General features: G+C 60.6%; 16 protein-coding genes. 9 read left to right on the forward strand and 7 right to left on the reverse strand.

Annotated features, from left to right (window positions below; all coding sequences use genetic code 11):
* Positions 1-245 precede the first annotated feature (245 nt).
* From HBH25_RS11175 to HBH25_RS11195, 5 genes are all read left to right on the forward strand, one after another.
* Positions 246-965, forward strand: a complete 720-nt coding sequence (locus tag HBH25_RS11175; RefSeq protein WP_168083993.1) for an ABC transporter permease — start codon at positions 246-248, stop codon at positions 963-965.
* Between the two features lie 15 nt (positions 966-980).
* Positions 981-1889: a glycine betaine ABC transporter substrate-binding protein gene (locus tag HBH25_RS11180; RefSeq protein ID WP_168083994.1), complete on the forward strand. Its 909-nt coding sequence runs from the start codon at positions 981-983 to the stop codon at positions 1887-1889.
* Positions 1886-2539 carry an ABC transporter permease gene (locus tag HBH25_RS11185; protein ID WP_168083995.1) on the forward strand — a complete coding sequence of 218 codons (654 nt, stop codon included), beginning with the start codon at positions 1886-1888 and terminating at the stop codon, positions 2537-2539. The genes HBH25_RS11180 and HBH25_RS11185 overlap by 4 nt, the downstream gene beginning before the upstream one ends.
* The gene (locus HBH25_RS11190) at positions 2536-3693 is read left to right on the forward strand and encodes an osmoprotectant ABC transporter ATP-binding protein OsmV (RefSeq protein ID WP_168083996.1); all 1158 of its coding nucleotides are present in this window, start codon (positions 2536-2538) and stop codon (positions 3691-3693) included. The genes HBH25_RS11185 and HBH25_RS11190 overlap by 4 nt, the downstream gene beginning before the upstream one ends.
* A 368-nt stretch (positions 3694-4061) precedes the next feature.
* The gene (locus tag HBH25_RS11195; protein WP_168083997.1) at positions 4062-5225 is read left to right on the forward strand and encodes a type III PLP-dependent enzyme; all 1164 of its coding nucleotides are present in this window, start codon (positions 4062-4064) and stop codon (positions 5223-5225) included.
* A gap of 55 nt (positions 5226-5280) precedes the next feature.
* Here the strand turns inward: HBH25_RS11195 and HBH25_RS11200 are convergent, their stop codons facing one another.
* From HBH25_RS11200 to HBH25_RS11210, 3 genes are all read right to left on the reverse strand, one after another.
* Positions 5281-5847: a hypothetical protein gene (locus tag HBH25_RS11200; protein ID WP_168083998.1), complete on the reverse strand. Its 567-nt coding sequence runs from the start codon at positions 5845-5847 to the stop codon at positions 5281-5283.
* A gap of 77 nt (positions 5848-5924) precedes the next feature.
* Positions 5925-6680 carry a tetratricopeptide repeat protein gene (locus HBH25_RS11205; protein ID WP_168083999.1) on the reverse strand — a complete coding sequence of 252 codons (756 nt, stop codon included), beginning with the start codon at positions 6678-6680 and terminating at the stop codon, positions 5925-5927.
* The gene (locus HBH25_RS11210; RefSeq protein WP_168084000.1) at positions 6677-7357 is read right to left on the reverse strand and encodes a Fe2+-dependent dioxygenase; all 681 of its coding nucleotides are present in this window, start codon (positions 7355-7357) and stop codon (positions 6677-6679) included. The genes HBH25_RS11205 and HBH25_RS11210 overlap by 4 nt, the downstream gene beginning before the upstream one ends.
* Positions 7358-7555: 198 nt before the next feature.
* On the opposite strand from HBH25_RS11210, the gene HBH25_RS11215 reads away from it, so the two are divergent.
* Together HBH25_RS11215 and HBH25_RS11220 are read left to right on the forward strand one after the other, a co-directional pair.
* On the forward strand, positions 7556-9817 hold the full coding sequence (locus HBH25_RS11215) for a TonB-dependent receptor (RefSeq protein WP_168084001.1): 2262 nt from the start codon (positions 7556-7558) through the stop codon (positions 9815-9817).
* An 87-nt stretch (positions 9818-9904) separates the two neighbouring features.
* Positions 9905-12238, forward strand: a complete 2334-nt coding sequence (locus HBH25_RS11220) for a PepSY domain-containing protein (RefSeq protein ID WP_168084002.1) — start codon at positions 9905-9907, stop codon at positions 12236-12238.
* A gap of 5 nt (positions 12239-12243) precedes the next feature.
* On the opposite strand, the gene HBH25_RS11225 is transcribed toward HBH25_RS11220, so the two are convergent.
* From HBH25_RS11225 to ptsP, 4 genes are all read right to left on the reverse strand, one after another.
* Positions 12244-13797, reverse strand: a complete 1554-nt coding sequence (locus tag HBH25_RS11225) for an alkaline phosphatase D family protein (protein WP_168084003.1) — start codon at positions 13795-13797, stop codon at positions 12244-12246.
* Positions 13798-14618: 821 nt separating this feature from the next.
* Positions 14619-16349 carry a PTS fructose-like transporter subunit IIB gene (locus HBH25_RS11230; protein WP_168084004.1) on the reverse strand — a complete coding sequence of 577 codons (1731 nt, stop codon included), beginning with the start codon at positions 16347-16349 and terminating at the stop codon, positions 14619-14621.
* On the reverse strand, positions 16346-17302 hold the full coding sequence (gene pfkB / locus HBH25_RS11235) for a 1-phosphofructokinase (protein ID WP_168084132.1): 957 nt from the start codon (positions 17300-17302) through the stop codon (positions 16346-16348). The genes HBH25_RS11230 and pfkB overlap by 4 nt, the downstream gene beginning before the upstream one ends.
* Positions 17302-20166, reverse strand: a complete 2865-nt coding sequence (gene ptsP, locus HBH25_RS11240; protein ID WP_168084005.1) for a phosphoenolpyruvate--protein phosphotransferase — start codon at positions 20164-20166, stop codon at positions 17302-17304. Before ptsP ends, pfkB begins: the two co-directional genes overlap by 1 nt.
* 334 nt (positions 20167-20500) lie before the next feature.
* Between ptsP and cra the strand changes: the two genes are divergently transcribed.
* Together cra and HBH25_RS11250 are read left to right on the forward strand one after the other, a co-directional pair.
* Complete coding sequence (cra, locus tag HBH25_RS11245; protein WP_168084006.1) at positions 20501-21502, forward strand: catabolite repressor/activator; 1002 nt, start codon at positions 20501-20503, stop codon at positions 21500-21502.
* Positions 21499-22290: a TatD family hydrolase gene (locus tag HBH25_RS11250; protein ID WP_168084007.1), complete on the forward strand. Its 792-nt coding sequence runs from the start codon at positions 21499-21501 to the stop codon at positions 22288-22290. The genes cra and HBH25_RS11250 overlap by 4 nt, the downstream gene beginning before the upstream one ends.
* Positions 22291-22299: the final 9 nt, after the last annotated feature.

Genomic DNA, 22299 nt, shown 5'->3' on the forward strand with positions numbered 1-22299 from the left:
GGCCATAGTCCCTTTTATGTGGGAACCTTTAAAACACTGGAGCCGTCCATTACCACGCTAACGCCTCGCTTACGTGGCTGAATCACCTGGCTTTTGCGACCTGACGAGGTCGTGCTCATGGTTCGCCGAACACCTGTTTCAAGGTCGCTTCGACCGAGCCGCTTTTCGCGCTCACGCCTGAACGCTGCCCTTCTTCAGGGCCTTGCTCTGACCGTGCGCGCAGACTGATAAAACAGGAGACGTCTATGGCCACACGCTATGGAACGGGCCTGGTAGGGTGCGCCGCCGTGCTCGCCGTCCTGGCCCTGCTGATCCGCTGGATCGGCGTCGATACCGTATTGCATTACCAGGATGACCTGGTGTTCTACCTTCAAGCTCACCTGATGCTTGTGTTGGTGTCCATGCTGGCGGCGCTGGTGGTTGGCATTCCCGCCGGAATAATGCTGAGCCGCCCCGCCATGGCCCGGCACGCCGAACGCCTTATGCAAGTGTTCAACATCGGCAACACCGTCCCGCCTTTGGCAGTCCTGGCCATTGCCTTGGGTATTCTGGGTATTGGCAGTGGGCCTGCCATTCTTGCGCTGTTCCTCGCCTCCCTCTTGCCCATTGTGCGCAACACCTATGAGGGCCTGAAGAACGTACCTGGCTCGCTCAAAGAGGCTGCCACCGGTATCGGCATGACCCCACGCCAGGTGCTGTGGCAAGTGGAGCTGCCCAATGCCGTGCCCATTATCGTAGGCGGTGTACGCGTGGCGTTGGCCATCAACGTAGGGACTGCACCCTTGTCGTTCCTGATCGGCGCAAACAGCCTGGGCAGCCTGATTTTCCCTGGCATTGCCTTGAACAATCAGCCGCAGCTGGCACTAGGTGCAGCCTGTACCGCCTTGCTGGCATTGATACTGGACGGCCTGGTGCTGGTGATCAGCCGAACCTGGCTGGAACGTGGCCTCGCCCCTGCCCGCTGATAAAAGGACATGCACATGAAACCATCAGGCTGGTTGCTGGCAGCAACCCTGCTGCTCTCCAGTGTTGCCCATGCGGCAGGCGAACCGCCTTTGCTGCGCATTGGCGCGCGGGTGTTCACAGAACAAACCGTGCTGGCGACACTAACTTCCAAATACTTGGCTACCAAAGGCTTTCGCACCGAAATTACCGGTGGCCTGGGCAGCAATATCGCCCGTAGCGCCCAGGAAAGCGGCCAACTCGATCTACTGTGGGAATACACAGGCGTGTCGCTGGTGTCCTACAACCATATCGATGAGAAGCTCGACAGTGATGCCACATACGCCCGGGTAAAGGCGTTGGACGCGCAGAAAGGGCTGGTATGGCTGGCGCCTTCGAAGTTTAACAATACCTACGCGTTGGCTTTCCCAGACAAGGTGGCTCAGCAATACCCGCAGGTGAATACCATCAGCCAGTTGAACGCCCTGGTCGCCTCTGAAAAGGGCAAAGACCATGTACTGGCCTTGGATACAGAGTTCGCTAACCGCCCGGATGGGCTGGTGGGGCTGACCAAAACCTACGGCCTGACCTTCGACCGTCGCGATATCCGGCAAATGGATGCCGGCCTGGTGTACACCGCCTTGCGTAACGGCCAAGTGTTCACCGGCTTGGTGTACACCACAGATGGCCGGCTGGATGCCTTCAAGCTGAAGGTGCTCGAAGACGACCTTCACTACTTCCCCGACTACACCGCAGCGCCTGTGATACGCAAAGCCTTCCTAGACCAGCATCCGCAACTGGCCAGCCTGCTCAAGCCGTTGGCCGAGCTGCTGGACAACGCCACCATGCGCCAGCTCAATGCCAAGGTGGACGTAGACCATGAGAACCCAGGGGCCGTAGCCGACGCCTTCCTGGCACAACACCCTGAACTGAAGGAGGCGAAATGAATTTTCTCGCGACCTTCCAGCACATCGACTGGCAGCAGGTGCTGCAGCTTACCGGCCAGCACGTGATGCTGGTGGGCATTGCCGTAAGCCTGGCCATCGTGATCGGCGTGCCACTGGGCATTCTGATGACACGCTTCCCCGCCTTGGCAGGCCCTCTGCAAGGGGCGGCCACGGTACTGCTCACCATTCCATCCATCGCACTGTTCGGGCTGCTGTTGCCGTTCTACTCCAAGTTCGGCCAAGGTTTAGGACCGTTGCCGGCCATTACGGCAGTGTTCCTTTATTCGTTGCTGCCCATTTTGCGCAACACCTACCTGGCACTGACCAGCGTTGAGCCAGGCATTCGTGAAGCGGCCAAAGGCATTGGCATGACCTTCGGCCAACGCCTGCGCATGGTGGAGCTGCCCATTGCGGTACCCGTAATCCTGGCTGGCGTGCGCACAGCCGTGGTGATGAACATCGGCGTGATGACTATCGCCGCCACCATCGGGGCCGGCGGCCTTGGTGTTCTTATCCTGACGTCCATCAGCCGCAGCGACATGTCGATGCTGGTAGTGGGCGCGGTGCTGGTGAGCCTGCTCGCCATCGCCGCTGACCTGCTGCTGCAATGGCTGCAACGCTCGCTCACACCCAAAGGGCTGCTCAAATGATCGAACTTCAGAACCTGACCAAAACATTCAACAGCAATGGCAAAGACGTCCGTGCTGTGGATGCCGTAAGCCTGACTGTCAATGAAGGCGAAATTTGCGTATTCCTGGGCCCTTCGGGGTGCGGCAAAAGCACCACGCTGAAAATGATCAACCGCTTGATCGAGCCCACGTCCGGCAAGGTACTGATCAATGGCGAAGACACCAGCGCCTTGGACGAAGTAAGCCTGCGACGCAAGATCGGCTATGTGATCCAGCAGATCGGCTTGTTCCCCAACATGACCATCGAAGAAAACATTACCGTGGTGCCGCGCCTGCTGGGTTGGGACAAGAACCGCTGCCGTGAGCGTGCGCGGGAATTGATGAGCATGATCAAGCTTGAACCCAAGCAGTACCTGAACCGCTACCCGCGTGAGCTTTCCGGCGGCCAACAGCAGCGTATCGGCGTGATCCGCGCCCTGGCGGCTGAAGCCCCGTTGCTGTTGATGGACGAACCTTTTGGCGCGGTGGACCCGATCAACCGGGAGATGATCCAGAACGAGTTCTTCGAGATGCAGCGGGCGTTGAACAAAACCGTGATCATGGTTAGCCACGACATCGACGAAGCCTTGAAGCTGGGCGACAAGATCGCGATTTTCCGAGGGGGCAAACTGCTGCAGCTTGACCACCCTGATACCCTCCTCGCCCACCCGGTGGACGACTTCGTCAGCAATTTCGTGGGCCAGGACAGCACCCTCAAGCGGTTGCTGCTGGTTAAAGCCGAAGACGCCGCAGACAACGCACCGTCGGTAAGCCCGGAAACCTCCGTTGCCGAAGCGCTGGAGCTGATGGACGAGCACGACCGCCGCTATGTAGTGGTGACCGATGGGGAGAATCGAGGCCTGGGCTATGTACGCCGCCGGGAACTCTATCGCCAGCAGGGCGACTGTGCAGCGTTCCTGCGCCCCTTCACAGCGACCGCTGCCTCGGAGGAGAACTGCCGGATACTGCTGTCTCGCATGTATGAATTCAACCGGTCCTGGTTACCGGTGATGAATGCCGAGCAGGTGTTCCAAGGTGAAGTGACCCAGGAATCGATTGCAGCTTACCTAAGCTCCGGTCGTTCCCGCGGCATGAAAACCAGCATTGTGTCGCCGGCCGAACAGGCTGTGGTATAGCTGCTCGTACACACAGGCCAAGGCGACAGGTGTTCTTTTGTGGGACTGGGCGCAGCCCGGGAACAGGCTCAGTCCCCTTTTGCTGCTGACATAAGCCACATCAAGCGGTCATATCAGTCGTTAAACATAGGTACGTCAAACGCTGTTTAATTTATTTAAATGCGACGTTTAATTTATTTAAACACGACATTTTTAGTTGATCTCGTTTTCCCTACGTCCTACAGTGCGCGCCGAACGTCCATGCTGGAAACGATCCATGCGGCCTAAGGGGTTGGTAGCACGCCTTGGGACATAAGCGAACCAGAGTGGGGATACGGAGGGCGTTCAGTTCAGCCACTTTCATTCACGCCTCCTCAAGGAGTTCCCGCATGCCGATCAAGGTCGAAGATTACTACCCGCGCGAAACCTTCCAGAAAATGAAGGCTTTTGCCGACACCCAGGAAACCCCGTTCGTACTGATCGATACCGCTATTATCGACAAGGCTTACGACGACCTGCGCGCCGGTTTCGAATTTGCCAAGGTGTATTACGCCGTCAAGGCCAACCCAGCCGTCGAGATCATCGACCTGCTGCGTGACAAGGGCTCCAGCTTCGACATCGCCTCTATCTACGAGCTGGACAAAGTCATGGACCGCGGTGTGGGGCCAGAGCGCATCAGCTACGGCAACACCATCAAAAAGTCCAAGGACATTCGTTACTTCTACGACAAAGGTGTGCGCCTGTACGCCACGGACTCGGAAGCAGACCTGCGCAACATTGCCAAGGCAGCGCCGGGTTCGAAGGTGTATGTCCGCATCCTGACCGAAGGCTCTACTACAGCCGACTGGCCACTGTCACGCAAGTTTGGTTGCCAAACCGACATGGCCATGGACCTACTGATCCTTGCTCGTGACCTGGGCTTGGTGCCCTATGGTATTTCCTTCCATGTGGGTTCGCAGCAGCGTGATATCAGCGTCTGGGACGCCGCCATTGCCAAGGTAAAGGTCATTTTCGAGCGCTTGAAGGAAGAAGATGGCATCGAGCTGAAACTGATCAACATGGGCGGTGGCTTCCCGGCCAACTACATTACCCGCACCAATAGCCTGGAAACCTATGCCGAGGAAATCATTCGTTTCCTCAAGGAAGACTTCGGTGATGACCTGCCGGAGATCATTCTGGAGCCTGGCCGTTCGTTGATTGCCAATGCCGGTATCCTGGTCAGCGAAGTGGTATTGGTAGCGCGCAAGTCTCGTACGGCTGTGGAGCGTTGGGTCTACACCGACGTGGGCAAGTTCAGCGGCCTGATCGAAACCATGGACGAGTCCATTAAATTCCCGATCTGGACCGAGAAAAAAGGCGAGATGGAAGAGGTGGTGATTGCCGGCCCAACCTGCGACAGCGCTGACATCATGTATGAACACTACAAGTATGGCCTGCCACTGAACCTGGCCATTGGTGATCGCCTGTACTGGTTGTCTACGGGTGCGTACACCACCAGCTACAGCGCGGTTGAGTTCAACGGCTTCCCGCCGCTCAAGGCCTTCTACCTGTAAGAACTGAGGGCTGCATATCAAAAACGGGGCTTGCTGAAAGCCCCGTTTTCATTTGCTACCGATAGAGGTCGGGCAAGGCGTTGCTGGCAAAACTGTCAAAGAACGGGACATGGTTGCGTTCTATGTTCAACGCTAGACGGAATGGCCGCGTTACCACCCGCACATAACAGTTTTCGATCGGGTTTCTGGCTTTGCCAGGCTGTGAAGGGCCGAGAGGGCGGTGGCCTGTTGTGGTAAGAGTAATATCATGGTGCATGCCAAGCATAGGTGTGTCGAACACACCCCCCGATGCCCGTACCTGCCATACCGTCCGCTCACTTGGCTTGAGCGTATACAGCCCTACATAGTGGTTGTGGCTGAGCGCCAAGCCTTTGTAATGAAGCGCAAGGCTCTTGTCGGGGGTAAAGGTTCTGATTTCAAAACGCAGCTGGTTGTCGTCCTCATAACAGCCGAACCAGAATCGCTGAGGGTCCAGGTCGGGAACAGTGGTCAGCGTAAGCCAGTCACCACGGGTATAGGTAACGGCCCCCGAGCGGTATTCCACAGAGTCGATCTGCCCTTCAAAGCCTTCAGTGGTAGAGCTGAGTGTGGCAATGAATGAAAGGTCCTGACGGTACTTCATGAAGGTACTCCATTGGTTGGAGCACCGACTATTGGCCACACGTTATGCCATGTGCAGGCTCAAAGGCTTCCTGGCACCTAGGCCACCGCTTTGCCGTGGCCGCTTCGCCACTGTGATGCCAAAGCGCGCAATTGAGCAGATGGCGCGGCGCTCAAGGCTTGCGCCATTGCTTCTCGAAAACCCTCGTGCCCGTTTACCCTGGCCTTTTCAAGCCAGGCCAGGCCTTCTTCGGCCCTGCCTGCAGCGAACAGCACGCTGCCATGGCTGAACTGACCACGAAAATCGCCGGCTTCAGCGGCACGTTGGTACCAGGCATGGGCAGCCGGCAGGTTCTGAGGAATGGCTATGCCCTCTTCGAGGTAACGCCCGTACAAGTTCATCGATTTGGCATGCCCTAGCTCTGCCGCCCGTTTGTACCAAGCGATGGCCCCTTGCACGTGCTGGCGCACGCCGCGCCCTGTAGCCAGCAGATTGGCCAGGTTGTACATCCCCCAATCCAGGCCTGCTTCGGCACATTGGCGGTAGTGCACCGCTGCCAGACCAAGGTCGGCTTTGCCACCCCAGCCATGCTCATGGCAGCGGCCTAAAAGGTTACGGGCCATGAGGTGCCCCCTTTGGGCCGCAATGGCAAACCAGCGCCGTGCCAATAGCGGGTCTTGCTCGATGCCCCGGCCGTCCAGAAGGATCTGCCCCAGTAATGCCTGGGCCTGTGTAGCGCCTGAACGGGCTGCTGCAATGATCGCCTGAGCCGCCTGGGCAGGTGTGCCTGCGAGCTGGGTATTCAGTTCATCCACATTAAGCAAGGAGGCTCGGTGCAAGGGCCAACTGCTCATACGTCTACCCAGCGACGCAGTAAGTTGTGGTAAGTGCCGGTCAAGCGCAGTAAGCCAGGGTGATCGGGCATGTCCACCGTCAACGCCTGAATGGCTTCGTCCATCTCGAACAGCAAAGCGCGTTGGGCATCCTCACGCACCAGGCTTTGGGTCCAGAAAAATGCCGCAAAGCGGGTACCGCGTGTAACCGGCCGTACCCGGTGCACGCTAGTACCGGGATACAGCACCATGTCACCCGCCGCCAGCTTGACCGCTTGATTGCCGAACGTGTCCTGAATCTCCAGCTCACCGCCCTCATAGCTGGCCGGGTCGCTGAAAAACACGGTGGAGGACAGGTCTGTACGCAGCCGCTCACCACCCCCACGCGGTTGGCGCACAGCGTTGTCGATATGGAAATCGAAACTGCCACCCTGTTGGTAACAGTTGATCAAAGGGGGAAACACTTTATGGGGCAACGCAGCCGAAAGAAACACTGGATTCGCCCACAACCGTTCAAGCACGGCAGCACCGATTTCCCGCGCCAATGGATGCTCCTCAGGCAACTGAAGGTTGTGCTTGGCTTTTGCGGACTGGTAACCCGCTGTAAGCCTGCCGTCAGCCCATTCTGTTTCAGCCAGTGCCTCACAAATGCGGGCGGCCTCGCCCAAAGAGAACAGGGCAGGAATGTGAATGAGCATGGAAGCACCTCCAATCAAGGGGGCGCAATGATATTGATTCCCAGTTGCGCAGGGCAAGCACTGGTTTGTTACAGGACCCTTTAGGGTTTCAAAGGGTGCAAGGCTTGAACCCTGCGACACAAATAATAATATTTCTCAATTGATACAAATAAGCATTTGTCCTATATTCCGCCGCCTTGAATCCGGGGAGGGACCTTCATGTCAGGCAAATTCAACCATTCACCACCTTCATCGCGGCTGTTGGCGTCGGCCGTGGGCGTTGCGATCAGTGCTGTGTCAGCAGGCCAGTTGGCTCAAGCCGCAGATGCGGATGATAAAACGGTTACCCTTGGGGTCACGGAGGTCAACGAGAAGGCCCTGAATGACGCCTACCAGACGGACCAGGCGGCCTCGCCTAAATACACCGCTCCCCTACGGGATACGCCCCGCTCGATAACAGTCATCCCTCAGCAGGTACTCAAGGACACCGCGGCCCTTACATTGCAGGATGCCTTGCGTACCGTACCCGGCATTACGTTCGGTGCCGGGGAAGGCGGTAACCCGCAAGGCGACCGCCCGATCATCCGTGGCTTCGATGCCCAGGGCGATACCTATATCGACGGCGTACGCGACACGGGCGCGCAAAGCCGGGAAATCTTCGACATCGAATCGATCGAGGTCAGCAAAGGGCCGAACTCGGCCATGGGCGGGCGGGGTAGTGCAGGGGGCAGCCTGAACTTGGTCAGCAAACAGCCCAAAGCCTACGATTTCCTTGATGGGGGCTTCGTTTATGGTTCCGACCAGACCCGCCGCTATACCCTGGATGTAAACCGCAGGTTCTTGGATACCGCCGCGTTTCGTCTCAACCTTATGAGCCATGAGCAAAATGTAGCTGGGCGAGACTCGATCAATTACGACCGTTGGGGTGTAGCGCCCTCTGTAACCTTTGGGCTGGGCACCGAGAACCGGCTGAACCTCAGCCACTATCATATGGAAAGCGATGACCTGCCAGATTCAGGCATCCCTTACGGCTATTCGTCTCCTGCCGCTACAGCGCATGTACATGACAAGCCAGACAATGGCGGAGACAGCAACAACTTCTACGGGCTGAAAGATCGGGACTTCCGAAAGACGCGCGCCGATATCAGCACCCTTGTGTTCGAGCACGATTTCAGCGAAGCCATGACGCTCAAAAATACGTTGCGCCATGGCAGCACAGGCCAGGACTATATCCTTACCCAGCCTGATGACAGCAAGCGCAACCTCAGCCAATACGGGACAGTCTGGCGGCGTGCGAACAGCCGCGTCTCGGTCACCGAAACCACCACCAACCAGACTGATCTGTTCGGCGAGTTTCGTGCGCTGGGGCTCAAGCATACTTATTCAACCGGCTTGGAAATCACGCGTGAAAAAACGCGTGTGAGCAACTACAGCAACAGCACTAGCGGGCTTTCCAATTGCGGGCCTACTGGCAATGGCAACACGGTTTCAGGCAACTGCACGTCGCTGGCCAACCCGAACCCTAACGACACGTATGGGGGTACGGTTGCGCGCAACTACGCGGGGACCAAAACCGCCGCCAACACCCGCTCACTTTATGCCTTCGACACCCTTGAGCTGGACCCGCAGTGGTTGCTGAACCTAGGCGTGCGCTACGACAGCTTTGATACCACCGCCCATTCGGCCACTACGCACGCCAGCAGTGATACGAACTTCTGGAACTGGCAGGCTGGCCTTACTTACAAACCGGTCGAAAACGGAAGTGTCTATGCGTCTTTCGCAACCTCAGCCACGCCTCCTGGCGGCTTGGTAGGGGATGGCTCTGAAGGCAACCCATTGACCTCTGGTACGGTTTCCAGCGCCCTGGAGCCGGAAACCACCAAGAACTACGAAATCGGTACCAAGTGGGATCTGTTCCATGAGCGTGTGTCACTGGCTGCTGCCATTTTCCGTACTGAAAAAGACAACACACGCATTCTCGTAGACAGGAACACCTACCGCAACGCGGGTAAATCGCGCGTAGACGGCGTCGAATTATCAGCCAGCGGTAAGGTGACTGATAAGTGGCAGGTATTCGCTGGCTACAGCTACCTGGACAGTGAATTGGTGGACGCCGGTTTGCCTGGTCGCAATGGCACCATTGCCGCCGGCGCACCGCAAGCCTCTGGTAACGCTATGCCAAACACGCCTAAAAACAGCTTCAGCCTGTGGACTACCTATGCATTGATGCCCAAACTTACTGTTGGAGGCGGCGCTTTTTATGTGGACAAGGTCTACGGTGACCCAGCCAACACCGTGTATGTCCCTGCCTATACCCGTTACGATGCCATGGCGTCTTACAAGCTGAACAAGAACGTGGATTTCCAATTGAATGTGCAAAACCTCACGGACAAAACCTACTACGACAAAGCCTTCACCACCCACTTTGCCAACCAGGCACCTGGGCGGACCGTGCTGTTAAGTACCAACGTGCACTTCTAAATCGCCTGATAACCCACCCCGCCTGCATCGCCTGGCGGGGTTTTTGCTGTCTGCCCACTCCATCAGCCCTGTCAACAGGCAAGCCACGTGTTCAAGAAAACCATTTTCCAGCTTCACTGGCTGTTCGGAATCACAGCCGGCCTTGTGCTTTCGCTGATGGGCATTACCGGCGCGCTGTATGCCTTCCAGGAAGAAATTCTGCTGGCGTTGAACCCCACTACGCTCAGGGTAGAGGTGCAGCCGGCAGGCATGCTGCCCCCTTCACAGCTGGTCACTCGCCTGGAAGCCCAGGGGCTGGGCAAGGTCAGCAACCTGTGGGTGATGGCCAACACCAATGAGGCATCGCGGGTGTATTACGCACCGCCAGCAGGCGAGCGACGCGGCCCCATGCGTTATTTCGACCCCTACACCGGGGAGCTGCGTGGGCAGGTCACAGGGCAGAACGTCTTCAATTTCGTATTGCAACTGCACCGTTTTCTGGCCATAGGCGAAACAGGCAAGCAGATCACCGGGGCCTGCACCCTGATGTTGCTGTTCTTTTGCCTGTCAGGGATATACCTGCGCTGGCCCAGAAATGCCTTTAACTGGCGCACTTGGCTAACCCTGGATTGGGCCAGAAAGGGCCGTGCCTTTCACTGGGACCTGCATGCAGTGGCAGGTACGTGGTGCCTAGTGTTCTACCTGATCGCCGCCTGCACAGGCCTGATGTGGTCCTACGATTGGTATCGCGAGGGAGCCTCGAACATACTGACCGGCAATACCCCAAAGCCCCGCGGTGGAGAACGCCGTGGCAAATCAAAGGATGCCGTTCCACAGGCCGATTGGGCGGCGTTGTGGCAGGCCGTACAGAACGCCGCCGGCCCCCACATGAGCAGCTTTACCCTTCGCCTGCCAGCGCAGCCTCGCCAACCCGCCACAGCGTTCTACCTGCTGGACAGTTCCCCCCATGACCGTGCGCTTAACGCATTGGAGCTCAACCCGGTGACCGGTGCCGTACTCTCCCATGAACGCTACGCGGACAAGCCACTGGGTGAGCAGTTGTTCGTCAGCAACTATGCCGTTCATACCGGCAGCTTTTTCGGGTTGCCAGGCCGGGTACTGATGGCAGCCGCCAGCGTGTGCATGCCGCTGTTCTTTATCACGGGCTGGTGCCTGTACCTGGACCGCCGCCGCAAGCAGCGCCATATTCGCCTCAGCCAGCAGGGTGTGGACGGCACCGCTGAAGGCTGGCTGGTGGCGTTTGCCAGCCAAAGCGGCCTTGCCGAACAACTGGCCTGGCACACCGCAGCACAGCTCCAGGCCAGCGGCCAGGGCGCACGCGTGGTCAACCTGAGCGCTGTTAGCGAGAGCGACTTGAAAGGCGCGCGGCAAGCCGTGTTCGTGGTCAGCACCTTTGGCGACGGCGAAGCGCCAGACACAGCCCGGCTGTTCGAGAAGCAACTGGCAGCCCGGCAATGGCCACTGCCCCAGCTGCACTATGCCTTGCTGGCATTGGGGGACCGCAGCTATACCCACTTCTGCGGCTTCGGGCGGCGACTGTCCAGCTGGCTCGACAGCCAAGGCGCACAGCCGTTGTTTCCACCCGTGGAAGTCGACAATGCCAATGCCGGAGACCTCCAGCATTGGGACCGTGCGCTGGCCTCCATTGGCGTTGCAGGTTCAGGGCAGGCTGGCCCTGCCCCGCTGCAGCCATGGCCACTGGCCCACCGTCGCCTGCTCAATCCTGGAAGTGCAGGCGCTTCCCTGTTTGCGGTAGACCTGGCCATTCCCGACGGGTGCCAATGGCAGGCAGGTGACCTGCTGGAAATCATGCCACCTGGCCAGGCACTGGCCACACGCCCTCGTGCGTACTCCATTGCCTCGTTGCCCAGCGAAGGTTACCTGCGGCTGCTGGTACGGCAACATCCACAAGGCTTGTGTTCGGGCTGGCTGACTGCACAGGCTGAAATGGGCGAGCCGGTAGAGGCGCGCCTGCGGCGCAACAGCAATTTCCACCTGCCCGAGGGGGACTGCCCACTCATACTGATCGGCAATGGCAGCGGCCTGGCGGGCTTGCTCAGCCTGCTCAAGGCACGCATGGCTGCCGGGCAGGTACGTAACTGGTTGATCTTTGGGGAACGCAACCGCGCAACGGATTTCCTTTATGAACGCGAAATAACTGCCTGGCTGGCTGAGGGCGGCTTGGCACGCCTGGACACGGCCTTTTCCCGAGACCAGGCCGAAAAGCGCTATGTGCAGGATGTGATACGCGAAGCGGCACCTGTGCTCACGCAGTGGCTGGCAGAGGGCGCCGCCCTTTATGTATGCGGCAGCCTTGAGGGCATGGCGCAGGGTGTGGATGACGCCCTGCGCCAGGTGGCAGGCGATGCGCTGGTAGAACGGTTGATAGCAAGCGGGCGTTATCGCCGGGATGTGTATTGAACGCCCTACACCGGCGCCAGCTTCTTTTCGTACACCGCCACGCCATCCAGATCGCGCAGGGTAACAGTCAGCTCGCCGCTTCGGGCCTCGATGTTCACTTCACCGAAAAACTGAAAACCAGCAAAGGGTGATGTGTTCTGTGCAGGTGGCGCCTTCTGGAAAACCAATTCCGGGCCGAACGTCATGTCCAGCGGGTTGGGGCCGAAACTGCCGGCATTCAACGGGCCGGCAACGAATTCCCAGAAGGGGTCGAAATCCTGAAACGCGGCACGGTCGGGGTGGTAGTGGTGCGCGGCGCAATAGTGCACGTCTGCCGTGAGCCACACCGTGTTCTTCACCTGCTGCTGGCGCAGGTGCCCCAGCAGTTCAGCCACTTCCAGTTCGCGCCCCTTGGCAGGCCCATTGTCGCCATTGGCAATGGCTTCCCAGCGCCCTACTCCAGGGCTGACTTCGCCATCGGGAACACCCAGGCCGATGGGCATATCGGCTGCAATCACCTTCCACTGCGCCGTTGAGGCCGCCAGCTCAGCCTTGAGCCAATCCAGCTGCGCACGCCCCATGAAAGCGCTGTTGGCGTCCATCTTGTCGCTCAGGTTGGCATCATTGCCATCCCGGTAGCTGCGCATGTCCAGCACGAAGATATCCAAGGTAGGCCCATACGGAATACGACGGTAGACACGCCGGCCCGTGTCGCCGGCCTGCGGGCGCATGGGCGAATACTCCAGCCAGGCCTGGCGAGCTGGCGCCACCAGTTGCTGGATGTCCCGGGTATGGTAGCGCTCGTCCAACTGCTTGCTAGGGGACCAGTTATTGGTCACCTCATGGTCGTCCCATTGCCAGATCTGCGGCACCTCAGCGTTGAAGCGGCGTACGTTCTCATCCATCAGGTTGTAGCGGTAGTTGCCTCGATAGTCCCCAAGGGTTTCAGCCACCTTACTTTTGGCCTCCGTGGTGAGGTTGCGCCACACCCGTCCGTTTTCGGTGGTGAGCTGGGCAGGTACAACGCCATCGGCATAGATGGTGTCACCACTGTGGATAAAGAAATCCGGCAGGCGCAGGCGCATGGCTTCGTAGATGCGCATACCGCCGATGTCTGGGTTGATGCCGAAGCCCTGGCCTACGGTGTCCCCACTCCACACGAACCGGATGTCCCGTGCCTGGGCTGGCACGCTGCGCAGGTGCCCAAACCAGGGCTCACTGGCTACACCGGTGTTGCCGTCTTCGAACCAGGCACGGTAGAAAATGGCTTGGCCGGCGGGCAGGCCGGTAAGCTCTACCCTACCGGTGAAATCGCTGGCGGCGGTGACCAGTGCAGACGTTACTCGCCGTGGCTGAGCGAACATGCTTTGTGTGTCCCATTCCACCACCAGCTTTGCAGGCCGATCACAGCGGCTCCATACCATGGCCCGGTCTCCGAACGGGTCACCGGCCTGTACGCCGTCGGTCAGCTGAGGGCGATCCTTCACCGATGCCAGCACTGCAGGCGCCAGGCCAGGCATCAACAGGCCTGCGCCAACGCTCTGGAGCAAACGGCGGCGGGCAATGGGGAATTGGCTCATGAACAGCTCCTTCAGCGTGAGTGAAGGGCTAATCAACTACATCAAGATGACAGCAACATGTACGGCCCTTGTGGGCGCAGGCACAGCGCTTGTGCAGCGGGCGAACAGAGAGATCTTTTTGAGTGCCTGCCCTGGCCACTTCGCAGGTGGTCACCCGCTCCTACACGGACGGCAGCTGCCTGTATACCACCGTGTAGGCGCTTGCGCAGCGGGCGAACAGAGGGGGCCTTTTGAGTGCCTGGCCTGGCCCCTTCGCGGGTGGTCACCCGCTCCTACACGGACGGCAGCAGCCTGTATACCACCGTGTAGGCGCTTGCACAGCGGGCGAACAGAGGGGCCTTTTGAGTACCTGGCCTGGCCACTTCGCGGGTGGTCACCCGCTCCTACACGACGGCAGCAGCCTGTATGCCACCGTGTAGGCGCTTGCACAGCGGGCGAACAGAGGGATTTTTTTGAGTGCCTGGCCTGGCCCCTTCGCGGGTGGTCACCCGCTCCTACGCGACGGCAGCAGCCTGTATGCCACCGTGTAGGCGCTTGCGCAGCGGGCGGACGGAGGGATTTTTTTGAGTGCCTGGTCTGGCCTCTTCGCGGGTGGTCACCCGCTCCTACACGCACGGCAGCAGCCTGTATACCACCGTGTAGGCGCTTGCACAGCGGGCGAACAGAGGGGCCTTTTGAGTGCCTGGCCTGGCCCCTTCGCGGGTGGTCACCCGCTCCTACACGGACGGCAGCAGCCTGCATGCCACCGTGTAGGAGCTTGCGGAGCGCTAGCGCAGCGGGCGAACGGACGGCCTGTTTTGAGTGCCAGGCCGGGCGTTTTCTCAGGCCGCTTCAGGTACCACCAGTTGCGCAGACTCGGCCTTTTTCAGCACGGCATACACCAAGGCAGTGACTAGGCTACCCGCGAGGATGGCGATCAGGTAAAGCAAGGCATGGTTGATCGCGTTAGGGATCAGCAGCACAAACAGCCCACCGTGGGGCGCTACCAGCTTGCAGCCAAAGTACATGGACAGAGCCCCTGTCAACGCGCCGCCCACCATGGACGCCGGAATCACACGCAGTGGGTCCTTGGCCGCGAACGGGATGGCACCTTCGGAGATAAAGCACAGCCCCAGGATCACAGCGGCCTTGCCCGCTTCGCGTTCGGTTTGGGCAAACTTGCGCCGTGCCAGCAGGCTGGCAAGGCCCAGGCCGATTGGGGGCACCATGCCAGCGGCCATGGTCGCAGCCATGGGCCCTGTGGTCTGGCCTGCCAGCAACCCAACGGAGAATGCATAGGCCGCCTTGTTGATCGGCCCACCGAGGTCCACACACATCATGCCGCCCAGCAGAATCCCCAACAGTACTGCGTTGGTGGTGCCCATGCTGTTAAGGAAGTCCGTGAGTGCGTGCAGCATGCCAGCCACAGGGCCGCCTACCACGTAGATCATCACCAACCCGGTAAACAAGCTGGCCAGCAAAGGGATGATCAGGATGGGCTTGAGCGACTCGATACTGGCCGGTAAGCGCGCAGCTTTGCTGATGCCCTTGGCGCCATAACCGGCGATAAACCCCGCCAGAATGCCACCAATGAACCCGGCCCCCAGGGTGCTTGCCAATAGCCCGCCGATCATGCCGGGCGCCAGGCCCGGTCGGTCAGCGATAGACCAGGCGATGTACCCCGCCAGCAAGGGCACCATCAAGGTAAAGGCTGCATCACCGATTTGCTTGAGCGCGGCCGGTAGTGTGCCCGGCTGCTTGAACGCTTCGATACCGAACACAAACGACAACGCGATCAGCAGGCCCCCTGCAACCACCATGGGCAGCATGAAGGACACCCCCGTGAGCAGGTGCTTGTACACACCCCGCTTTTCCTGGCGTGCTGGCGCGGCGCCTCCTTCTGCCGCAGCCCCTTCCACCTGCCCCTCGGCCAGGGCCTTGTCCAGCATGGCTTTGGCTTGCTTGAGCGCGATCCCGGTGCCGCAGCGGAAGATCCGCTTGCCTGCGAACCGTTCGGTGGCCACCTCAATATCGCACGCCAGCAACACCACATCGGCTGCCGCAATGTCCTCAGCCGTCAGGGGGTTGCGTGCGCCAACAGAACCCTGGGTTTCCACCTTCAGGGCATAACCCAGCTGGGTCGCGGCCTGTTGCAAGGCCTCAGCAGCCATAAAGGTATGGGCCACACCCGTTGGGCAAGCGGTAATGGCCACCAGCCGTGGCTGTTGGCTGGCAGCAGGCGCTGCAGCCGAAGTGCTGGCCTCGTAGGGCTGAGCTTCGGCCATGGCGCGGTCCAGGAACGCATCCACGTTACCCAGTGCTTCAGCAGGTGTGCTCTGGAACACGCGTTTGCCTTGCAGCCGGGCGAGGTCTACCGGGCCGGTATTGACCACCAATACCCAATCCGCCTCTTCGATATTCAGCGGCGACAGATGGCGTTCCGGGTGCTGCGGGTCATGGATCTCTACGCACGTGCTCCAGCCGCGGCGCTGTGCTGCGCCATCGAGCAGGCGCGCACTGAGTACGCTGGAGATCTTGCCACTGGGGCAAGCCGTGATAATGGCCAGTTTCATTTCGACACCTCCTGGGAGGTCGACAGGGGGCGTACGCTCACGCCGCTTTCAAGCTGGGCCAGCGCGGCGCGGTCTGGGATGCCAAAGCCGATCTGGGTTACAGCCATGGCGGCAATGGCCGTGGCGGTACGAAGGGTGCTTTCTGGTGACGCTTCGCTCAGCAGGCCGTGTACCATCCCAGCCAGCAGCGAGTCGCCGGCCCCTACGGTACTGGCGACGGCCACGGTAGGTGGCTGCGCATGCAGCCCCTGGCTTGGGGTCAACCAGCTCACCCCCTGCGCCCCCTGGGAAATCACCACATGCTCGATGCCACGAGCATGTAGCGCCTGGGCCGCGCGGGCCTGGCTCTGCAGGTCTTCGACCGGCTCATCCAACACTTGCGCCAACTCCTCGGTATTGGGCTTGACCAGCCAGGGCTGGCAGGCCAGGCCGGCACGCAAGGCGGCTCCACTGCTGTCCAGCGCCACACGCACGCCCACACTACGGAGGGTTTCGAGCAGTGTCTGGAACCATTGTGGGCTCACCCCTTTGGGCAAGCTGCCAGCCACGACCGCCACGTCAAAGCCTGGGGCCAGGCTAGCGAGCTTTTCCAACAGCGCCGCCTGCAAGTGCTCCGGTACATCGGGGCCTGTGCCGTTCACGTCGGTCACACGGCCATCGCGCTCGGCCAGCTTGATATTGCGACGGGTTTCTCCCGGTATGCGGATGAAGGCATCGGTAAAACCACGCTGCTGGAACAGGGTTTCGAAACGGTCGCTGTTGGCGTCGCCCAGAAAACCGCTCACGGTCAGCTCATGGCCCAAGTCTGCCAGCACCTGCGCCACGTTGAGGCCTTTACCTGCGGCATGCACATGCAACGCCTCGCCACGGTTGACTTCGCCAACGCGCAAGCTTGGCAACTCAACGGTGAGGTCCAGCGCCGGGTTAAGGGTAATTGTCAGAATCCTTGCCATCATGCGTTCTCCACCAAAGCCCGTACATCGCCTGCGCTTGCCGACACCAGCGCCTGCCTGGCCAGGGCCTGGGCATTGCTCAGGGTAAGGGCGCGCACGCCGGCCTTCACTTCGGCGATGCTGCGCGCCGACACACTCAGTTCATCTACGCCCAGGCCTACCAGCACGGGTACGGCCAGAGGGTCAGCCGCCAACTCACCACACACCCCTACCCACTTGCCATGGGCATGGGCCGCACGCACGGTGATGTCGATCAACTGCAATACCGCCGGGTGCAAGCCATCCGCCTGAGCCGACAGCGTGGGATGGCCACGGTCCATGGCCAGGGTGTACTGGGTCAGGTCATTGGTGCCGATGCTGAAAAAGTCCACTTCAGCGGCCAGCACCGGCGCCAGCAACGCTGCAGACGGCACCTCGATCATGATGCCCACTTGCAAGTCATCTACCGGATGCTCCAAGCGCAAGCGCTGGACCATGTCACGGCCCAGGCGCCATTCCTCGACGGTCGCGACCATGGGGAACATGATGCGCAAGGGGTGCCCTTGCCCGGCCTGGAGCAGCGCACGCAATTGGGTTTCCATCACGTCTGGCCGTTGCAGGGTCAAGCGAATGCCGCGCACGCCCAGGAAGGGGTTTTCTTCAGCCGCGATCGGCCAGTACGGCAGGGGCTTGTCGCCGCCCACGTCCAGGGTACGAACCACCAGTGGCCGGCCTTCGAGGCCGTCGAGCACCCGCTGGTATTCAGCGCGCTGGGTCGCTTGGTCTGGCGCTTGTGGGTGGGCCATGAAAATCAGCTCGGTGCGCAGCAAACCGACGCCTTCTGCCCCCTGCTCCACGGCCTTGGCCACGGCTGCTGCTTCGCCAATGTTGGCGCATACTTCCACAGCATGGCCGTCCAGCGTTACCGCAGGCTCATGGCGGCGCTCAGCGGCAGCGGCCAGGCGTGCGGCGCGTTGGTCGCGCTCGGTACGCGCACGCGCCAAGGCCTCCTGGGTAGGTGCTACGGTAGCCTGGCCGCGCTGCCCGTCCAGCAGCAGCACAGTACCCGACGCTATGCGCAGCACGGCTTCACCAGCACCGACTACAGCAGGAATGCCCAAGGCGCGGGCGACGATAGCGCTGTGGGCCGTGGCACCACCTCGTGCAGTGAGAATGCCGGCCACGCGTGCCGGGTCAAGCCGAGCCACATCTGAAGGGCCCACCTCATCCATCACCAACACATAGGGCTCGTCCGGCGCTCGGCTGGCTTCTACACCGCAAAGCTGTGCCAGCACACGACGGCCGATATCGCGCAGGTCGGCTGCACGCTCGGCCAGCAAGGCATCATGGAGGGCCTCCTGGCGCTGGGCGGCCGACTCGATCACGGCAACCCAAGCCGCGGCAGCACTGTCACCCTGGCGCAGGCGCAGTGACACTTCATCGATCAATGCAGGGTCGTCCAGCATTTCCAGGTGGGTGATGAAGATATCGCGGATGGACTGGGCCGCGCCGCGCTCCACCAGTTGCTGGATGTCGATACGGATAGCGCCAATGGCAGCTTCCAAGTGTTGCCGCTCAGCGGCTGCCGACTCGCCTTTGGCGGGGTAATCGAACTGCTGGGGCCCTTCCACATGGGCCGGGCCGATGGCAATGCCAGGGGCGGCTGCCACAGCCCGCAAGGTGGTACCGGCCGCGGGGGCCTCTACCTGAACAGGCGTACTGGGGACGCTGGCCAGTTGCTCGGGCGTAACCAGAGGCAGCGGTTCCACCTCTTCACCAAGCCCCTGCTCGATGGCGGCGATCAAGGCGGGCAGCGCCTGTTCAGCGATCGTGGGTTCGGCGGCCACTTCCAGCACCTGGCCTCGGCGCGCGCCCAGGCTGAGCAAACGGCTAAGGCTTTTGGCGGACACCGGGGCCTCGCCACTTCCCAGCACGCGAACCTGCACTTCACCATCAAACCCTTTGGCCAGTTGCGCCAGCTCCTTGGCTGGGCGTGCATGCAGGCCGTGAGCGTTGGCTAGGGTGACCTGCGCACTGGGCCAGTCTGGCGGAATGTCACCGCCCAGTACCTCAAGCACGGCCCGGCTGTTCGCGGCATGGAACAGTTCCTCGCCACGGCCGGCAATCAACAGCGCACACAGGCGCTCCAACAGGGCCTCATGGGCCTCGCCGAGGCTGGCCAGGCAGAACAGGCCGTTCACAGCCTGGTCCTGGTAGGTCAGTGGCCGCTCCGGCGTCACAAAGGCCAGGCCAGGGCGGCCAACACCTTGCTCGCTGTGCAACCACCATAGGCCTTCGCCTAGGGGGAGTGGCGCCATCTGCTGCAATTGGCCAGCGAAACCGCTACCCACGCATTCGGCTTGGCGCAACAGGCGTGCACCCCGCCATACCAGCTCTTCGAAGTCGTCCACGGGCAGGCTGAGGCTGACCATCTGGGCGTCCAGCGCCAAGGCCTGTGGCGCGCCTTGCAACAACTTGAGCAAGGCATCCGGCGTGCTGGCCCGGCGCAGGGCTTCGCCCAGGTCGGTTTCACCCAAGGCTCGGGTGAGTAACTGCAGCAGCCGCAAGTGCTCGTCGGACTTGGCCGCGATACCGATGGCCAGGTACACCCGTTGGCCGTCGCCCCAGTCTACCCCTTCGGGGAACTGCAGCAGGCGCACACCGGTGGTAAAAACCTGGTCACGGGTTGCGGGCGTGCCGTGGGGAATTGCGATGCCCTGGCCCAGGTAGGTAGACCCTTGGGCTTCGCGGTCTTGCAGGCCTTGCAGATAACCTTCGGCAACCAAGCCATCGGCTACCAGCCGATCAGCCATCAGGCGCAATGCAGCGGGCTTATCCGCAGCGGCCTGGCCCATGGAAATCTGCTCAGAGGTGAGCTCGAGCATGCTGACTCCTTATCGCGCCGTTGAAGCGGTCGCTCAGGTATTGTTGTGAGTGTTTCAGCTCGCCAGAGCTATCCTGAAGTGCAGCGCAGGCAGTGCGCTTGGGTTGCCATTGAATATGAGACCGGAGAAGGGCCTGTTTTTCTCGTGGTGCATCAAGCTGAAACGTTTAATCTATCCAACCGCGAACGTTACTCGAATTCGTTCAACAAGGGAAAGCCTGCCGTCGGGCGAAGGGTGAGAAAGTGAGCCTGCGCCTGCAGGGCAGATAGGCGACAATGCACCTGCCGCCCACTTGGGCGCATGCCGTACCTAGGGTCATACAAGGAACCTTTGTTTGAAACTCAGCGATATCGCTCGGCTTGCCGGGGTCTCGGTCACCACCGCCAGTTACGTCATCAATGGGAAGGCCACGCAGCAGCGTATCAGCCCCGCGACTGTTGCCCGGGTACGCGCTGTGGTGGACGCCCATGGCTTCACCCCCAACCCCCAGGCAGCGGGCCTACGCAGCCAGCGAACGCGCACCTTAGGGTTTATTCTTCCCGACCTTGAAAACCCCAGCTATGCACGCATTGCCAAGATCCTGGAGCAACAAGCCCGGGCGCGCGGCTACCAACTGTTGATTGCCAGCTCGGACGACGAGCCAGACAGCGAACGCCAGTTGCAGCAACTGTTTCGCGCCCGGCGCTGCGATGCGTTGTTCGTAGCCAGCTGCCTGCCTGGCAATGATAGCTGCTATCGCGAAATCCAGAGCCGTGGCACCCCGGTCATTGCCATAGACCGGCAAATGGACCCTCATCTATTTTGCTCGGTAGTCAGCGATGACCAGGAAGCGGCCCGGTTGCTCACGGCCAGCCTGCTGGCCCCTTCGCCCCGGCATATGGCGCTGATTGGCGCACGGCCTGAACTGAGCATCAGCAAGGCGCGAACAGGTGGCTTTGCGGCTGCCTTGGCAGACTTCTCAGGCACGGTACTGGTGCGTGAGGGCGCCGCCTTCAGCCGAGAGTGGGGCCAGCGGCTGATGGAAGAACTGATTGCTGAACTGGGTGGCCTGCCCGATGCCTTGGTTACCACCTCCTACGTGCTGCTGCAAGGCGTGTTTGACGTATTGCAAAGCCGTGCCGCTGCTGACCGAACCCTGCGCCTGGGCACGTTTGGCGATACTCAGCTGCTGGACTTTCTTCCCTTGCCCATCAATGCCATGGCCCAGCAGCACGAGCTGATTGCGAGTCGGGCGCTGGATATCGCCCTCACAGCCTTGGAAGAAAAACACTACCAACCCGGTGTGTATGCCATCCCTCGGACCTTCAAGCAGCGCATCGACGAGCACCTGGTGTGAGGCTGATTGACACCCATACACACCTGGACTTTCCAGACTTTGACGCCGACCGCAGCGCCTTGTTGGACGCTGCCCAAGCCGCCGGTGTGGAGCGAACCGTAGTGTTGGGTGTTCATCGCGCCAATTGGGCACGGGTATGGCAGCTGGCTGAGCAGGACAAGCGCGTGTATGCGGCTTTGGGCCTACACCCGGTGTTCCTGGATGAGCATACCCAGGCCCACGTAGATGACCTGCGCAGCTGGCTGGAACGCCTGAACGGCAATAGCAGGCTGTGCGCCTTGGGCGAATTTGGCCTGGACTACTACCTCAAGCACCTGGACCGCACGCGCCAGCAGTGGCTGTTCGAAGCGCAGCTACAACTGGCAGTGGATTTTTCGCTGCCTGTTCTGCTGCATGTGCGCCACAGCCACGCGGCCGCGATTGCCACCCTCAAGCGCTACAAGGTTCCCCGGCGCGGGGTGATCCATGCCTTCGCAGGCAGTTGGGAGGAGGCGCGGGAATACCTCAAGCTGGGGTTCAAGCTGGGCCTTGGCGGCGCCCCTACCTGGCCACAGGCTTTGCGGCTGCGCAAGGTGATACCGCAGTTGCCCTTGGAGAGTGTGGTGCTGGAAACCGATTCGCCTGACATGGCACCCAGCATGTACCCCGGCCTGCGTAATAGCCCGGTGCACCTGCCCGCCATCTGCCAGGCCCTGGCTGCGCTGATGGGCGTGGCACCTCAGGTACTGGCCGAGGCCAGCCGCCGCAATGCCTTTGAGCTGTTTGGTTGGAGCGAAACCGCCCTGTAAACGCGGGCC

The organism is Pseudomonas quercus (assembly GCF_012033695.1).
Classification (GTDB): Bacteria; Pseudomonadota; Gammaproteobacteria; order Pseudomonadales; family Pseudomonadaceae; genus Aquipseudomonas; species Aquipseudomonas quercus.

Bases quoted from the DNA above. Each gene is read 5' to 3' on its own strand.
- HBH25_RS11175 (WP_168083993.1), top strand. From the start codon at position 246: ATGGCCACACGCTATGGAACGGGCCTGGTAGGGTGCGCCGCCGTGCTC.
- HBH25_RS11180 (WP_168083994.1), top strand. From the start codon at position 981: ATGAAACCATCAGGCTGGTTGCTGGCAGCAACCCTGCTGCTCTCCAGT.
- HBH25_RS11185 (WP_168083995.1), top strand. From the start codon at position 1,886: ATGAATTTTCTCGCGACCTTCCAGCACATCGACTGGCAGCAGGTGCTG.
- HBH25_RS11190 (WP_168083996.1), top strand. From the start codon at position 2,536: ATGATCGAACTTCAGAACCTGACCAAAACATTCAACAGCAATGGCAAA.
- HBH25_RS11195 (WP_168083997.1), top strand. From the start codon at position 4,062: ATGCCGATCAAGGTCGAAGATTACTACCCGCGCGAAACCTTCCAGAAA.
- HBH25_RS11200 (WP_168083998.1), bottom strand. From the start codon at position 5,847: ATGAAGTACCGTCAGGACCTTTCATTCATTGCCACACTCAGCTCTACC.
- HBH25_RS11205 (WP_168083999.1), bottom strand. From the start codon at position 6,680: ATGAGCAGTTGGCCCTTGCACCGAGCCTCCTTGCTTAATGTGGATGAA.
- HBH25_RS11210 (WP_168084000.1), bottom strand. From the start codon at position 7,357: ATGCTCATTCACATTCCTGCCCTGTTCTCTTTGGGCGAGGCCGCCCGC.
- HBH25_RS11215 (WP_168084001.1), top strand. From the start codon at position 7,556: ATGTCAGGCAAATTCAACCATTCACCACCTTCATCGCGGCTGTTGGCG.
- HBH25_RS11225 (WP_168084003.1), bottom strand. From the start codon at position 13,797: ATGAGCCAATTCCCCATTGCCCGCCGCCGTTTGCTCCAGAGCGTTGGC.
- HBH25_RS11230 (WP_168084004.1), bottom strand. From the start codon at position 16,349: ATGAAACTGGCCATTATCACGGCTTGCCCCAGTGGCAAGATCTCCAGC.
- pfkB (WP_168084132.1), bottom strand. From the start codon at position 17,302: ATGGCAAGGATTCTGACAATTACCCTTAACCCGGCGCTGGACCTCACC.
- ptsP (WP_168084005.1), bottom strand. From the start codon at position 20,166: ATGCTCGAGCTCACCTCTGAGCAGATTTCCATGGGCCAGGCCGCTGCG.